Source organism: Chryseobacterium sp. Chry.R1 (genome assembly GCF_039645525.1).
GTDB lineage: Bacteria > Bacteroidota > Bacteroidia > Flavobacteriales > Weeksellaceae > Chryseobacterium > Chryseobacterium proteolyticum.
This window is the reverse complement of sequence record NZ_CP151793.1, coordinates 4,743,743-4,759,485: the sequence shown is the minus strand read 5'-3', so window position 1 is coordinate 4,759,485 and position 15,743 is coordinate 4,743,743. Positions and strand designations below refer to the sequence as shown.

13 protein-coding genes are annotated in these 15,743 nt (G+C 33.9%); 4 read left to right on the top strand and 9 right to left on the bottom strand.

The features are described from left to right. Positions 1-10: 10 nt before the first annotated feature. Genes AAEU33_RS21170 through moaA form a run of 4 tightly spaced genes read right to left on the bottom strand, consistent with a single transcriptional unit; the run spans position 11 to position 3,267 of the window. Positions 11-613: an NTP transferase domain-containing protein gene (locus AAEU33_RS21170; RefSeq protein ID WP_345990188.1), complete on the bottom strand. Its 603-nt coding sequence runs from the start codon at positions 611-613 to the stop codon at positions 11-13. Continuing rightward, positions 594-1,070: a cyclic pyranopterin monophosphate synthase MoaC gene (gene moaC / locus AAEU33_RS21165; RefSeq protein WP_345990186.1), complete on the bottom strand. Its 477-nt coding sequence runs from the start codon at positions 1,068-1,070 to the stop codon at positions 594-596. Before moaC ends, AAEU33_RS21170 begins: the two co-directional genes overlap by 20 nt. A gap of 8 nt (positions 1,071-1,078) precedes the next feature. Further along, on the bottom strand, positions 1,079-2,278 hold the full coding sequence (locus AAEU33_RS21160; protein WP_345990184.1) for a molybdopterin molybdotransferase MoeA: 1,200 nt from the start codon (positions 2,276-2,278) through the stop codon (positions 1,079-1,081). A 2-nt stretch (positions 2,279-2,280) separates the two neighbouring features. Further along, positions 2,281-3,267: a GTP 3',8-cyclase MoaA gene (moaA, locus tag AAEU33_RS21155; RefSeq protein WP_345990182.1), complete on the bottom strand. Its 987-nt coding sequence runs from the start codon at positions 3,265-3,267 to the stop codon at positions 2,281-2,283. A 160-nt stretch (positions 3,268-3,427) separates the two neighbouring features. Between moaA and AAEU33_RS21150 the strand changes: the two genes are divergently transcribed. Further along, positions 3,428-4,264 carry a helix-turn-helix domain-containing protein gene (locus AAEU33_RS21150; RefSeq protein WP_345990180.1) on the top strand — a complete coding sequence of 279 codons (837 nt, stop codon included), beginning with the start codon at positions 3,428-3,430 and terminating at the stop codon, positions 4,262-4,264. A gap of 61 nt (positions 4,265-4,325) precedes the next feature. Here AAEU33_RS21150 and AAEU33_RS21145 read toward each other — a convergent pair whose 3' ends face one another. After that, positions 4,326-5,060 carry an SDR family oxidoreductase gene (locus AAEU33_RS21145; protein WP_345990178.1) on the bottom strand — a complete coding sequence of 245 codons (735 nt, stop codon included), beginning with the start codon at positions 5,058-5,060 and terminating at the stop codon, positions 4,326-4,328. A 155-nt stretch (positions 5,061-5,215) separates the two neighbouring features. On the opposite strand from AAEU33_RS21145, the gene AAEU33_RS21140 reads away from it, so the two are divergent. Then, positions 5,216-5,575 (top strand): helix-turn-helix domain-containing protein, encoded by a 360-nt coding sequence (locus AAEU33_RS21140; RefSeq protein ID WP_345990176.1) that lies wholly within the window; start codon positions 5,216-5,218, stop codon positions 5,573-5,575. A gap of 489 nt (positions 5,576-6,064) precedes the next feature. Here the strand turns inward: AAEU33_RS21140 and AAEU33_RS21135 are convergent, their stop codons facing one another. Next, on the bottom strand, positions 6,065-8,998 hold the full coding sequence (locus tag AAEU33_RS21135; protein WP_345990174.1) for a TrlF family AAA-like ATPase: 2,934 nt from the start codon (positions 8,996-8,998) through the stop codon (positions 6,065-6,067). A gap of 228 nt (positions 8,999-9,226) precedes the next feature. Between AAEU33_RS21135 and AAEU33_RS21130 the strand changes: the two genes are divergently transcribed. Beyond that, positions 9,227-9,682 carry a hypothetical protein gene (locus tag AAEU33_RS21130; protein ID WP_345990172.1) on the top strand — a complete coding sequence of 152 codons (456 nt, stop codon included), beginning with the start codon at positions 9,227-9,229 and terminating at the stop codon, positions 9,680-9,682. 591 nt (positions 9,683-10,273) lie between these two features. Here AAEU33_RS21130 and AAEU33_RS21125 read toward each other — a convergent pair. From AAEU33_RS21125 to AAEU33_RS21115, 3 genes are all read right to left on the bottom strand, one after another. Further along, positions 10,274-13,882, bottom strand: coding sequence for a hypothetical protein (locus AAEU33_RS21125; protein ID WP_345990170.1), 3,609 nt, complete (start codon positions 13,880-13,882; stop codon positions 10,274-10,276). After that, positions 13,879-14,970 carry a metallophosphoesterase gene (locus tag AAEU33_RS21120; protein ID WP_345990168.1) on the bottom strand — a complete coding sequence of 364 codons (1,092 nt, stop codon included), beginning with the start codon at positions 14,968-14,970 and terminating at the stop codon, positions 13,879-13,881. Before AAEU33_RS21120 ends, AAEU33_RS21125 begins: the two co-directional genes overlap by 4 nt. A gap of 183 nt (positions 14,971-15,153) precedes the next feature. Further along, positions 15,154-15,315: a hypothetical protein gene (locus AAEU33_RS21115; RefSeq protein WP_345990166.1), complete on the bottom strand. Its 162-nt coding sequence runs from the start codon at positions 15,313-15,315 to the stop codon at positions 15,154-15,156. Between AAEU33_RS21115 and AAEU33_RS21110 the strand changes: the two genes are divergently transcribed. Further along, positions 15,314-15,622, top strand: a complete 309-nt coding sequence (locus AAEU33_RS21110; protein WP_345990164.1) for a hypothetical protein — start codon at positions 15,314-15,316, stop codon at positions 15,620-15,622. The genes AAEU33_RS21115 and AAEU33_RS21110 overlap by 2 nt on opposite strands. Positions 15,623-15,743: the final 121 nt, after the last annotated feature.

Here is a 15,743-nt window from a genome sequence, read left to right as displayed (position 1 = left end):
TTAATTAAATTTATTTTCTTAAAATCTCCTGGGCTTTTGCCATATCTTTAGGAGTATTTACATTCATTAAAGAATCCGGGTTATCTGGTTTCAGGATTAACGTATCACTGTTAATAAGAACTTTTCTTGGACAGGTATTTCCTGATCCCAAAAAATTCAGAAGCAGAGGATAGCTTTTAGGTTCCCAGATCGTAATTAATGGTTCGGGTAGTCCGTCAAAAGGGCTTTCGTAGGTTGTTGCCGCTTTTTCGGGGTTTCTGGATTGTATCAGAAATTCTAATGCATTTTTATCCAGCAAAGGAAGATCGCAGGCTACTACCAGCCATGCTTTTTCTCTCTGGGAGCGCAATGCCGAAAGTATTCCTCCAAAAGGACCCATGTCCAGAAAAGTATCGGTAAGGGCGTTGTAATCATTATTAAAATTTTCCAGCTGGTCCTGTCTGCAGGAAATAAAGACTTCCTCACAAAATGGAGCTAAAAGATCAGCCGCATAATACCGTTGCTCTTTGCCATGCCAGTTGATTTTATCTTTAGGATTTCCCATTCGCCGGCTTTTTCCTCCTGCCAGTACCAGCCCGTTGAGTCTGGGGAAATCAGTCTCTTTTGAAATCATTTTTTCCTCCTGTTTTTTCGATGAGTTGTATTTCTTTTATCACAATATCATGGCTCATTGCCTTGCACATGTCATAGATGGTAAGTGCTGCCACAGATGCCCCTGTCAGTGCTTCCATTTCGATGCCGGTCTTAGCTTCAATCTCAGCAGTACAGTAGATTTCAATTTCATTCTGAGAATTGATTTCAATACCTATTTCACAATTATCCATACCAATAGGATGGCACAGTGGGATAAGGTCGCCTGTTTTTTTTGCAGCCATTATCCCTGCAATGATGGCAGTTTGAAACACAGAACCTTTTTTAGTTTTAAAGTCATCCTTTTGAAGCGCTTCCAGAATATTTTCAGGAATTACCACAATGGCTTTGGCGGTTGCTTTCCTGTGGGTAACCTTTTTATCACCCACATTCACCATACCTGGCTGTTCCTTTTCGTTAAGATGTGAAAAATTTGTCATGAGTACAATTAAAAATTATATTTCCAGATGGTATAGACTTCGCCTTTCTTAAATTCATTTTTTTCCAGAGGAAGCTCTATAAATGCATGGGTCTCTGCAAGATGAGAGAAATCTCCGGAACCATTGGTATTCACTGATTCTGCAATTACTTGTCCCGATGTATTTACACTGAGTTTTACCTGGGCAAAATATTGCAATGGAAAAGGAAAGTCTATATCATTTTGTAAAACGGCATACCGTACTGTTTCCGGGATCTCTAAAGATTTTTCCAGCCAGGGAATAAAATACCGGTGCAGGCACATAAATACGGAAACCGGATTTCCCGGGAATGCAAAAACTAATTTTTCGTTCCGGCTTTTTCCAAACCAGAATGGTTTTCCTGGTCTTTGCTTTATTTTGTGAAAAAGTTTTTCGATTCCCAGCTCTTCACAAGCCTTGGGCAGATAATCGAATTTTCCCATAGAAACTCCGCCACTCATTAGTAAAATATCGTAACGGTCAATACATTGGGAAAGTTCCTTTTTTATGAGTTCAAGATCATCATTCCAATGCAGCCAGTCAGCACTGATCCTATATTTTTCCAAAACAGATTGTATGGTAATTCCATTGGAACGTCTCAGCTGAAATGGAGTAGGGGGTATGTCAGGTGACACCATTTCGTCTCCTGTGGAAATAATAGCCACCCTCGGAAGTTTTTTCACCTTCAGAAATGTTTTTCCGACGGATGCGGCAATCCCGAGAATAGACGGTGTTATAACCTGATTGGCTTTTACCAGTATTTCTCCCACTTTTTTATCCCTTCCTTTCAGGTGGATATTCTGCCCTTTTTTTACATCAATATTGATGTTTGCCAAATTGTTGTTGATCAGGATATCTTCATAACGAATCACAGTGTCCATCGAAGAATGCAATGCAGCACCGGTCATAATTTCGACGCAGTTATTTTCTTCATCAATAAAAACCGGAGCTTCACCCGCTGCCTGGACAGCTTTGATGGTAAAGTTGCGCACTCCTTTTTCATAGGATTTGAAACTGATCGCAATTCCATCCACCGTAGGTCTGTCAAAAGGTGGTAAATCACGATCTGCCAAAATATCCTCTGCTAAAATTCTTCCCAAGGCATTTTCATAGGAAATATCTTCTGTTCCGAAATCTCTTATCTGCGAAAAGATAATTTTTTCTGCCTGCTGTACACTGATCATTTCCATAATTATCCTCCTATAGTTGCCATTGACTGATGTATTTGTGATGCGGTCAGACTCAGTTTTTGAGCTTCCCAACCGTCCTTTGGTTTTTGGTGTATACTGCTGATAATTATATTTTTCAGCTCTTCATCTGTTTTTCCCATACGGATTTCATCCTTCAGATTGATACCGCCCCCTTCATACAAACAGGTTCTCAGAATACCGGAAGGGGTGATTCTTATCCTGTTGCAGTCTCCGCAAAATGAACGGGTATAAGCTGCAATAATTCCTATACCTCCTTCAAAACCAGGAATCTTATAATTATATGATGTTGAACTTTTAGGATCAACTGTCTTTTGGATGTCAGGAAAATGTTCTTTTATATAGCTATGAATTTTTGTAAAGTTCCAATTCAGGGAAACATCTGTTTCGCTGCCATTAAAAGGCATCTCTTCAATAAAGCGCACCTCTACCGGAAGACCTTTTGTAAGCAGAACCAACGGAATAATATCTTCGGTATTTTGTCCTTCCATTACCACGGTATTGATTTTTACTTTTATATCATGCTGTAGTAAACCATCTAAAGTTTTCATGACCTTATCAAAACTATTTCTCCGGGTAATTTTGAAAAAACGGTCCCTATCCATTGTATCAAGACTTAGATTGACAGATTTTACTCCGTATTGTTTAAGCTGCGGAATATATGGCTCGGTGAGAAGGCCATTAGTGGTTATACTGAGATCAGTAAGTCCGTTTAATTGTGATATATTTTTGATGAGGTCAATAGAGTTTTTTCTGACAAATGGTTCTCCTCCCGTTATTCTGATTTTATCTACTCCCATGGCTGTAAATACCGAACAGATCCTCAGCATTTCTTCATCGGTCATTAATTCATTCTGCTTAATCCAGGTAAGACCTTTTTCCGGCATGCAATACGTACACCGGAGATTACACCGGTCTACAATAGCAAGCCTTAGATAGTTGATATTCCTTCCAAATTTATCTGTCAACATTTTAAATAAAATAAGTCTTATTACAAATATACTGAATGTTTCCCTTCCCGAAGGGAAATTCTATAATTGCAGATAATAGACCATATTTATTTCACAATTCCGGATATAGATTCTTCTTCATATCTATTTTAAGTAACTTTATCCGTCATTAAAATAGAAAATGCCACACGATAATTTTAAAACATTAAAAGATCAGATTAAAGATGTGTATGTTGTGTATCAGGATACAATAAGTTCTTCCGAACTCAATCGTTTTCCCGATCATTCTTTTACAATTATACTTTTAGATGACTGTGAAAAAGGGAATTGTGTTACCGACATAGATACCTATATTTTAAATTCCCGGCAATTATTTGTTCACCTTCCCAATAGAAAATACATATGGGATCTGCCTTCAAATGCAAATGGCAGAAGATTGATCATTAATGACTCTATTCTTGAAACATTTTCTCCGACATTAAAACATACTTTTTCCCCTCACAGTACCTATGAAATGATCCAGTCAAACGAGGAAGCTTATGAAAAGTTCAGTATGGAATTTGATGCCATCCGTAAAGAGATACATTCGGAAATAGTGTTTCCTGAACTTATTAATGCAAGGGTGAGGCTTTTGGCTCTGATGATCAATCTTTGGATAGAGCAGATGTATGGAAAATCTGCATTGAGTGATCATAATAACCCTGCTTTCCGGTTTCATGAACTGGTCGAAACCTATTACAAAACACAAAAAAGTGTAGCTTTTTATGCTGAAAAGCTATGTATTACGCCCAATTATCTAGGTGTTCTATGCAGGAAGCAGTATAAAATATCTCCATTGGAATTTATAAAGCAAAGAATAGTATTGGAAGCAAAGAAATTATTACATAGTTCAAATAAATCAATCAAAGAAATAGCTTTTGAGCTTGGGTTTAATAATTTCTCTCATTTTTCATATTTTTTCAGAACACAGACAGGCTGGACTCCGAAGAATTATAGAATAACAATGGATAAGAGTTAAGTTTAATAATCTATTTAATTAAATAAAACGGCATCTTTAAAGGATGCCGTTTGCTATTTTATTATCTGCGAATGGTTACTCCTCCGTCTACGGACAGGTATGAACCCGAAATATAAGACGCTTCTTTTGAAGCCAGGAAAACAATAGCATTGGCTATTTCTTCAGCTTCCCCGATTCGTTTCAGCGGAACCGCTGCTGCAATAGCATTTTTAATATCCTCAGGTGTTTGATGATTCATCGGGGTATCAGTTAATCCCGGAGCTACGGTATTGACTCGGATTTTTCTGTCTGCCAATTCAGTTGCTGCTGTACGGGCAATTGCATCAACGGCACTTTTTGTTGCAGCATAAGCTCCCATTTGTGCATATCCACTGACTGAAACTCCGGAAGAGATCAGGATTACGGAAGCTCCTTCTGCTAAATGCGGAATTAGTTTTTGTAAAGTAAAGAATAAGCCTTTTACGTTGATGTTGAACAAATCATCAAAAACTTCTTCAGTCGTTTCTTCAATGGAGTGTTGTTTCGCTATACCTGCGTTCAGCACAAGTACATCAATTTTATTTCCGCTTTCCGCAACTTCTTTTGCCAACGTTTCAATTTCTGGTATTTTCGAAATATCCGACGCGAGGGTTTTTAAATTTTGGCTATTAATTTTTAGTGATGCTGCATTCAGGCTATCACTATTTCTTCCTGTTATTAAAACGTTTGCTCCTTTTGTGATAAATGTTTGGGCAGTTGCCAATCCAATTCCTGCGCTTCCGCCGGTGATTATTATATTTTTATTTTTAAAATCCATTTTTTAAATTTTGAATGATTGAAAAATTAATTTTAGTCTAAGACTTTTTGTGTTTGAAATCGATTTCTTTAACGATGCAAAGTTAAAATGAATAAATTTATTTTAGTAACTTTGTAACTAAAAGTAACAGTAACTTTTGAGTAACAAAGTAACTTATGGAGGAAATTGAATGCTCTGATAACGAGACAAACAGAAAACAAATCATGGCTGTTCACGATGCAATGGACGTATTGAATGGTAAGTGGAAAATTTCAATAATATCATCAGTTTGTTATTACAACAAACGGCGTTTTTCTGATATTTTGAATGACGTGAAGGGTATTTCCAATAAAATGCTCAGTAAAGAGCTGAAAGAACTGGAAATGAACCAGCTTGTAAAAAGAATAGTTAAGGATACTCAACCCGTGACGGTGCAATATCAGCTGACAGAATATGGTTTAACGCTGAAAAAAATTATTGATACTTTGGCTGATTGGGGAATCGAACATCGAAAAGTAATTGTTGGGAAGAAATGATAATAAAGAGCCGGGAGTAAGAGCTTTTCTTTTATTTCCTGCGGAATTTCGGCGGCGGAAGCGTTATGATAATTCCTTCAGGTTGAACTTCCCCAATGGAACAAACAACGAATTAAGTAAACGCGAAAGGATTCGAACCTTTGATCGTCCCGATTAAAAACCGGGATGCTCTATCCTGTCTGATGTATTAATTGAAGTTATAGAACACAAAAAAACTCACAATACAAATTGTGAGTTTTAAAGTGAACTTGACAGGATTATCCTCGAACTCTTTGGTTGCTGATCTTAATTGGGTTTTACGTGTATTTTGTTGATTATCAGTAGTTTTTTTGTTGGGAGGAGTTTGGTTCCCGTTAGGGAAATTTCATAATCTTTATATTAAAAAATCCTGCAAATTGACTATTTGCAGGATTTGTCTATTCATAATTCACAGAATTAACTTTTGAAATGTGGTTGGATACTAATGCATAACAGTTTCATAACAAGAGATTAAGATTCGGTAAAGCCATATTTTTCTTCTCGCTTTTTAAATGCTTCCTGCCCACCTTCAACTATATCAGCAATATGTTCTCTAATTCCCATACATCTCAGCAGATCTTTTTCTAAATTATTTTTTTTGAAAGAGTTTTCTAGTGCTCCATTTATATAATCAAATCGAAAATTGCTAAAAGCTTCATTTTCATCTTCATTTTGGCCCTGTTGATTAGCAATTATTATGTTTTCTGCATCGGCATTTACTACAATATTTGGATTATGTGTAACCAGAATTATCTGTCGCTCCATTTTTTTTTCTCGAAGATATTCTACTAGATCAGCTGTAATTGACCGGTTATCTAAATTATCTTCAGGTTGATCAATAAGGATTGGCGCTTTTGATGTACTCAACCCAACGATTAGCATCAGTATTACAAAGCTGGCTTTACCCGTAGACATTTCACCTAATTTGTCATTTTTATATTCTATTTCCCAATAGTCGAAAAAATAGTCTTCAAGCAGAATTTTTGCAGCAGTTTTCCGATCAAATCTTCCGACTAGGGAATATTCCTTTTTTTCAACAATGGACTCGAACATATTTTGTAAATCATTTACCAATTCGGCTAAAGAATAGTTTGCTAACGAGTTTTTATCTTCAGCACAAATAGTGTATGCTTTGTAATTAGCGGAACGTCCGTGGCTAAAATCATGAACAGCTTTTCTAAATTTGGAAAAATTAAATTTAGTAAGCCCCTCGATTTTTAATTTATCTTTTTCAAGATCAACTGTTCTAACTTTAAGTTCGTTGATTATAGCTCCATACTCGCTATAATTCTTTTGATAGTCAAGAAAGATCTGTTTTTTTAGTTCTTCAAGAGATTTCTTGGAACCTGCTATTTCCTTATTAATCTGATCAATTGCAAGGACCGAAGCTTTATCATCAGCAATAGATTTATTAATCTCTTCGATTTGTTTCTTTAGAGCCTCATTCTTTAAATATGGGGAAAGTTTCTCTTCAATTTCTCTTTTTCTTTGCGAACTGCCAGTAAAAATATCAGATACATTTGAGGCAACCTTAAAACGGTTTCCTTCACCCTCTTTCTGGATTAAGATAAATTTCTCATTAAATGCTGTCAGCGATTCAATTGTAGTGTCAAGGAACTTTGATGCCTCAGCATAAATATCTTTGAATACAGTCGTTTGGAAGGCTTCCAACATTAATTTTTCCTTATTTTTCACTGTGTTTAAGGTTGCTTCCAGATCCTTATTGAACTCTAAAATCCTATTAAAATCTGCAAATGCAGTATTTCTAAATGTGGTAATTTCTCCAAGATCTTTTTGAAGGGTGTCATATTCTGCAATTTGGGCTGGTGTCATACCTGCTGCTTCATTAAGATCCTTAACTATTTTATTGTTATTCTCAATATTATTTTCTAAAATTTCTTTTTTGGATTTTGTCAGCAGCTGACTTTCAAGATTAATAATACGTTCTTCTAATTCAAAATAGGTGTCTATCAGTGATTCTCTCTTTCTGTCATTTGCACGTACCCGCGAGATAAAGCCTTCATAATTTTCTCGTGCTTCCGGGGTTTCAGTAATCAGTTCACGAACTATTTTATTAAGAGCATCACCTTTTTTATTTTCCTCAGGTTCAGCGAGTTTTACCAAGTAATTCTGCGGAATATATTTAATTTGAGGTATTATACTATTTTCATCACTATTTCGATACATTAACTGTGAAAAATTACCTTTTGTTGTAATTTCGAAATTAAATGATGGATCATCTTTTTGAAACTTATAACGATCTTCAATTCCTTCTTTTTTCAGAAATTCTTTATCAGCTAATAATGTCTTTGCAATATTGTAAAGTAAAATTGATTTTCCGGATGATTTCCCGCCGATAATAACATTTAAATTTTCATTCAAATAAATCGGGTCCGAGTTAAACTTGTTGTTTGCTGATATAAACCTAACTGAATCGATAATGAGTTTTTGTTCTTTTTGTTCTGGTCTGGAACTTTGAATTTTTACTCTATATTTTGGTTCAAACAATATCTGTTTTAGCCCCTCGAAAGTTGGATCTGCTTTAATCCAAGTAGCACGATCTGAGGGATATTTACCATAATCGGTATACTTATGCGCATCACTACCAGAAACACATGGCTTGGATTTATTCCCAATTGTTTTTGTGAAATTTTCAAAAAATGCTTCATTTGCTGTTGTCTTTGTGCCATTAATCAAATCTATATTTACCTCATCTCGCGCTTCGAAAATATGAGTAGATTGCATAAAATAATTATCAGCATGGGGGTGCTTTTTCCAATCTAGTTTTAAAAGTCCATCACTGGTATCGTATGGCATTATAATAAATCCGCTGTTTTGTGGTATTTGCTCTATTGCTGCTTGAAGCGATTCTTTTGTTATTTCTGCAGTTTGTGAACCCAGTTTTAAAAGCAAATCATCACTAAGATGTGCTGGATCTGAAAAACTATGAAAAGCAGCTTTACTAGTATCTAGGCTTTTGGCAAATTTTATTAAAGAATCATCCGAAAGTTTTTTGTCTATTGACCTTATGTATAACTCAGATTTAAAATCGATAAGATCTTGTTTGCTAAGTTTATTTGAAAGAATAACATGTATGTTCAGCCTATAGCTTGTTGGACTTTCAATTCTTAGCTCCATCCCAGGGAAAATAGTTTTTTTCAATTCATCAGGATTCTTTTTCAAATAATCCTGTAATTCGATATACCAGTCGAATGTCCAGTAGTCCATTAAACAGAATACTTCGACATCCGAAGAATTAATATGTGCAATAAAAGTTTTAATTTCAGCCTCTTTTTCAGCTGGACTCATTTCCCTGAGCCTTTTGGAACCACTCCAGTGAAATGATGCAGGAGTATGAATATGTAAATCCCATTTCCTCCATTGGGAACCTCTATTCTTGTTCATAAGAGTTTTATTTTTTTAATAATATGTTTACCAGGTTATTAGGATTGACTATTAAAAGTCAGTTTTTAACAAATATATTAAATTTAGGAGTTAAAGAATTATGGAAATCCATAAAAAAAATTAGATAATAATCTTATTTATTCAAAGAATCATATCCATAGTCTAAAAGATTTCTATTAATTAGTTTATTTATTATTATATACTTTTGGCATTTATTGACAAATATTTATGACGAAACTATCGGAATGTCTTATCATTCTAAACTTTATAGGTTTAAAAATAGAGCACCTTAATAACGTTCACATAAACTATGGCTTTACAGATTTACTGACAGGTATAAAAAGAGATATGTATAGAAAGCTTTATAATATAGGAGTTTCTGAAGAAATACTAGATTCAGAAAAATACGGTCAGTTTATTGCTGAAGAAGCCTCTGAAAAGTTTTCTTTAGTTCATGAAAATTTTGCTAAAGGTATAGTCGATTTGTATTCTTTTAAAGAATATGATAACTTTTTTAATTCAAAATGTACAGAAGATGAATTCCTAAGAGAGAAAATTTTGAAGTTTAAGAAAGACAATAAGCATCTAATTAATGATGTAGATTGGGATGAAATAATAGATCTGAGAAACACAATTCTCGCCCATAACCTCCGAGATAAGAACAAAAAGCCTAGCAAACCGTAATTTAACAAAATTTGCATTATTATCTTTAGATTATAAGAAAGGACTTCTTTATTTTATACAAATGAATATGGTATACCAAAATCTTAAAAAAGATTTCGATGTCGAATTTCAACAAGCATCTATTGAATCAATAATGCAAATCAGTGACGTCAAGATAGAAAAATAAGATATATTAGCTTTAGCTGTAAGTAATAAAAAAACATGAAAGACTTTATAAGCAAAGCTTCACCTCTTAAATATCTTTTGCCTAAGGTTGAAATTCCAGTGGAGGCGGTTACAACTTCTAAAATAGAATTTGAGGAATAGATATGTTTATATGCAGTGGACTAGACATTAATATTAGTGTCGATCTGCTGGTTAAGGAAAGATCCTTGCTGTCCTATACCCATTGTAATATAGTTATTGAGTTCGTCGGTATATGCGCTGAAGTATGATTCGAGATCACAACCAGCTAACGTCGGTAATCTTTAAGTATTAATGGCGAGTTTTTATTGAAGAAGCTCCTATATTTTTTACACATAAAGTAACAGGTTGTCCTTAACGGAAAACCTGTTACCTCAATTATTTGAATCACCATTAATATTAAATTTCCTATGCAAATCTACTCTTTCCTATTACGGCTACTGCTTCCTCGAAAGTCAATTCGGTAGATTTCGATTTTAAATGGCTGTTATTTGAAAAGTCTATAAGCCCGTTAATGTAAAAAAGTTTATGATCCAATTCGTCTTTATCTTCAAGCACTTCTATTTTCGATTTAATAGCCAATAAATTATTGATTACCAACTCATGACCTCGATCATCCACGCTTAAATTCGCTGTGAGGGCATTCATAAAGTTTCTAGACTGGTGGAGATAGAATGTTTGGAATGTTGAAGGCTCATATATTATATTAAAAAGACTCTCATAAAGATAGAGTTCGTTTAGATTTTTGTATTTAATGACATCTTTAGGGAAGAAACCGCTCGAATCTGATTTAATGCTTACAACTCTTACTAAAGAGTTAAAATAATAATTTAATGCGTTATTGTGGTTTAAAAAAAAGAATATGTTTACGGCATCATCAATGAAATTTAAATCTTGAATTTCAAGATAATTGAGTGCAGCCTGTAAGATAAATTCATTATCCATTTCTTTTTCCTTTATTATCTTAATGATGTACCAGTAAAAATATGACTTGGGCTCGCGACAGCATGCTTTTAGAAATGACAGTGGGTCATCAATTATTTCAATATACCTTGTTAATATATTGCTTTTATTAAACAATGTCTCGTCCAATAGAATTTCTTCGCCGATTTTTTCAAAACATTCTTCTAAGTTATTATTTATAGCATAAGAAATATGATCTTCTTTAGAAAAGAATGTGAGATTGCCTTTAGTTATATTCTCCGTTACTCTCTTATTTACGGCCTGTTTGTCATTAGTTCTCTCTAATACATGAGCTATAAATGAGTTTTTCGCATTAGGATGTTTTTCTTGTCCAGCATCTCCAAATTCAATTGCATTGAGATAAAAATCTTTGTCTAGTAAAATATTGTAGCTTAAATCATAAAAAAGCACAATCTTGAGGTATGCAAAATTCATGGTCGTGCTAAATCGGTTCGGATCGGTAGGATTTATAACAATTACATTATTGAAATCAATCTTTTCTGCCAAAAGTTCCACTAAAGACCTGATTAAAGATAATTGCGGTTCTTTCAAGTCTGCATCGAATGAAGAATGAGCTAAGCAAGACTTAATCACACTTAAATAAAAATAGGGCTCATCCAAAAGCTGAGCAATTCTTGAAATATCTACAGTTATTCCCGGGTGTAATCTAAAAGCGGTTTCCAGAACGGTATGGACCGTATATTGTAACCCATGAAAATTGAAGTCCTCATACCATTTGAAAAATAAAGGTCTAAACTCTTTATTTGATAATTGTTCTACCTTATTACGGATGAAATAATCCTCTATTTCAGTGACTAAAGCTCTTTTATCAAACAGTAATTGAAAATTTTTCGATTTAAAATTGTTGTATACTTCATTTCTCTCTGCAGCCTCAATTTCAGTTATCAAAGGTATGCTGAACACAAAGCCTGCCTCCATAAATTTAAGCTCAAAATAAATTCCTAATTCCCAATTGTTATTGGCTATCCAGTTTCGTAATTTCTCAATGTTTTCTTCAGGGTCAAACTTAAATGTACCTTCATGGAATTTACTTGTGATATGGTCGATCGAGCTCTTATCCAAATAATTAGAAATCTGGTATAATACATCTGTTGACAGTTTTTCTTTAAGAAGGATATAGGTAACTATTTCTGGAGTTAATTTTATATTTAATATTATTTTTTGCAGCAACGGATTACTCATTATTCGATGTGATCCAGAAAATGCAATTTCAATTAATTTAAGGATGTAATTTGGATCATCGCCGAAAAATTCGATCCGGTCCAGTATTCTGTCGTCAAAGCTATCAAGAAATACGCTATTAGCCCGAAATGAATACTTTTCATCGAACATTATTTCAAGTAACGCAAGGTTGAAATCTGGATCCTCGGTTTTCAGCAAAGTAGAAGCAAATAGATAATCTGTCGACCTGATAACATTGTCGTAAGTAGTATAATACTTTCTTATTATCTCTAAAAACAATTCAGCATCACGAGTCTCATCTGGAAGGTCACTTTCAATAGCTAGAATTTCATAATATACGTCCTTATTCTCTATGAATTTAGTATAAGTAAGTACTTGATCTAAATAATCGGAATCTTTATGAAACCCTTGGATTTTTATCGTTCTTAAGATTTCGGTAGTCAAGAATCCTACTTCATGTATCAATAAATTTAGCAGCTGGCATTTAAGAACTTCGGTTGATTTCCCATTGAGAGACTTGTACCCAAGCACTTCTAAAGCTGATGCTCTACCTCTGTGATGTAGATCTTTATTTAGAAGCTGATCCATCAAAAAATCAAAATTGGCAAATTCTGCGAGGGTATCCAAAGCCAGCTTCTCATTGTTATTGATCCAATAGGTTTTCTCAATGCAGATTTCTCGAAAGTACTTTTCGAAAATCTCATTTTTTAGTTCGTCCTCGAATCGGTTTTCATCTGCGAAGAATAAAATTTCAATGTCGTTCGTTAAGAGCCAATTTTTAAGTGTACTAAATTTCTCACCCTCTAAAATGCTTAATAGGAATGTAGTTGTATTAAATAAATTTGGCTTTACCTTTTCTAAATCCACTGCTTTGATAAATGCAATAATTTCTTCACTAGTCAAATGGGAGATAAATCTCGCTGCATAATACTCTTGATAATTCTTATGAATAAAGCTGTAATTCTCTAAAGATTCATCTTTTGATATAAAGTTCAATTCAGGAAATATTTTGATACCTTCGTCGCCGACCAACTTATAAAGATGTTCCTCACTTATTAGCGTTTCCTGCATCAATTCATTTGCTATTGCAACCTTTTGCAGCATATGATTAATTTGAGCTTTGTGTGTATCGAAACGATTTTTTAGTTTGACCAACGTATCGTTTATTGACTCGTTCAACATTAAATCCCATGACTTTTCTAAGGTATCTGGAAAGCTTCCGTTTTTGATGTAATAATTGGCGAAAAGATTAAGAAAAAAAGGTGTTTGCAAAATCAGAAAAGAGCTCGTGATCGTTTCGTAGTTTAATTGCAAATCGTATTTTTTATCTAGAATATTTTCAATTTGGTCATAGGATAGGTTCTTCAGATATGCAGTAGTAAAATATGTGAGATCCGTTAGATATTTTTGGTAAATATTGGTTCTACAGGAAATAATAAACTTTAATTTTAAATCTGGATATCTTGCAATGAAATTTTGTAATTCTGCGATAAAATCGCGGATATTTCCAATTTCATCCAAGCCGTCGAAAAGAAATAACAGAGCCGGCATTTGTTGCCAATTTTCAAACAAAATCAAATCTTCGATTTTGTAAGTATATCTAAAATTTTTGATATTTATTAAGAGAGGTACTAACTGAGTTTCCTGCTTATCTTGCCATAATTTTTTAAAGACCGCTGTAAGTTCTGTTGTTTTTCCAACTCCTGGATTTCCTAATAAAAAGATATAATCACGTTGTTTCAAAAGATCGAGTAATGTCAATCTCTCATCTACATCTTCAAACAAAGAGAGTGTTACCGTATCCTGCGGTGAAGTTTCAATATATCTTAATTCGTGGTATTGTTCGATCATGGTTTAAAAAATGTTTTCTCTTCTAATTTTGTTAGGTCAATTTTAGGCTGGGAGACAATTTTAGCGAATCCCAGTCCTCGTGGTGTATTATCAATGCCATCACGAGGAGCTGCATCAGAATCTACGGCAAATACTCCGTTGTCATATGAATATCTATAGTATGTAATACAACTTATAATTGCCTGTTCAAAATCGATATCGATAATATGGAACCCGGGTTGCCATTTATTAATTTCTTCATCAGGTTTATTTAATCCAGCACGAGCCATAAGACCTATGCATTGTCCAGTTGGGTTAATATGGTAAGAAATGTCTCTTTGGTGTTTATCCCCAAATAGATGTAAATGATATTGTTGCGTCAGTAAGGCTCTTTTGAATTCTGTATGTTCATGAAAACTTTCAATTGGATGATGAGTTAAAATTACCTTCATTGCTGTACCCTGCAGATCGGGTAAAGCATTATATATTTGATCGGTACCAAAAAAAAGTAATTTTTTGGGAGGTTCTGCTAGCCTGCATGTGCTACATCTCCAGCTGTCATTTATCAGCGCAAAACCAACTTTTATTTGGTCGTTAAATTGGTAGACATAGCTTGACTGATTTATCGAATATTTGTAATTTGAGGTATCTTTATGAAATCTTTCTTCAAAATCTTTGAAACGTTTGATTCTGGCTCGATATCTGTCAGCATCATCACCGCTCAAAGAAAGGAGTTTTTTTATATTTCCCGCCACCTCTTCTTTTTGCATGTTTTTCTCATCCACCCATAATATATTACTTTCATCGATGTCATGATTACCTGCGATGAACAGAAATCGATCATTTTCAAAGCCTAGCTCTGCTTTTATAGGATATATGAACTTTTCTTCAAAAATCTGATATGGATCTTCAATTGCTTCAAAACCTGGTATTTTAAGAAGGGAATTTCCTCCCTGATCTACTAGGTCCCCTGTAATAACAATTAGGTCAATATCTTTTTTTTGATTTTCTTCCTGCAGAACCTTAGGTAGATCTACGATGTAATTCCGTGAAAATTCATCATAATTTGCACTAGACAAATGAATGTCCGAAATATGTATTATTCTCATTAAAGGTTAATTCGTTTTTAGAACAGTTAAAAACTCAATGCATGTATATATAATACAACCACTTTTAACTTGTTGTAAATATAGAAAAAAACTGTGCATGCTTATATTCTTTCTAAAGCATTTTAGTAGATAGAAAACTTAAACCCCAAACAACTCAGCATCTATTCCCAGACCAAATCCGAACTAGTATCTGCCATTATTGATCCATTTTTTGCCAGCTTTGTCGGTTCCAAAATCAAAACCGACAGGAATGAGTGCAAAGGTCATCTTGTTATAGGTATAAGTTGCTGCCAGAGAAATTGAAAACATAAAAGCAGTATGACTTACTTTAAAAGGGACGGTCATGATTGAAAATTGTACAGAAGATGAATTCCTAAGAGAGAAAATTTTAAAGTTTAAAAAAGACAATAAGCATCTAATTAATGATCTAGATTGGGATGAAGTAATAGATCTGAGAAACACAATTCTTGCCCATAACCTCGGAGATAAGAACAAAAGCCTAGCAAACCGTAATTTAACAAAATTTGCATTATTATCTTTAGATTATAAGAAAGGGCTACTTTATTTTATACAAATGAATACGGTATACCAAAATCTTAAAAAAGATTTTGGTGTTGAATTTCAACAGGCATTTATTGAATCAATAATATAAATCAGTGACGTCAAGATAGAAAAATAAGATATATTAGCTGTAAGTACTTAAGTAATGAGCCACATGTTTTTTGCTTATTACAGCTGCTAAGTCATTATTATTTTACATATATGAAATTGTT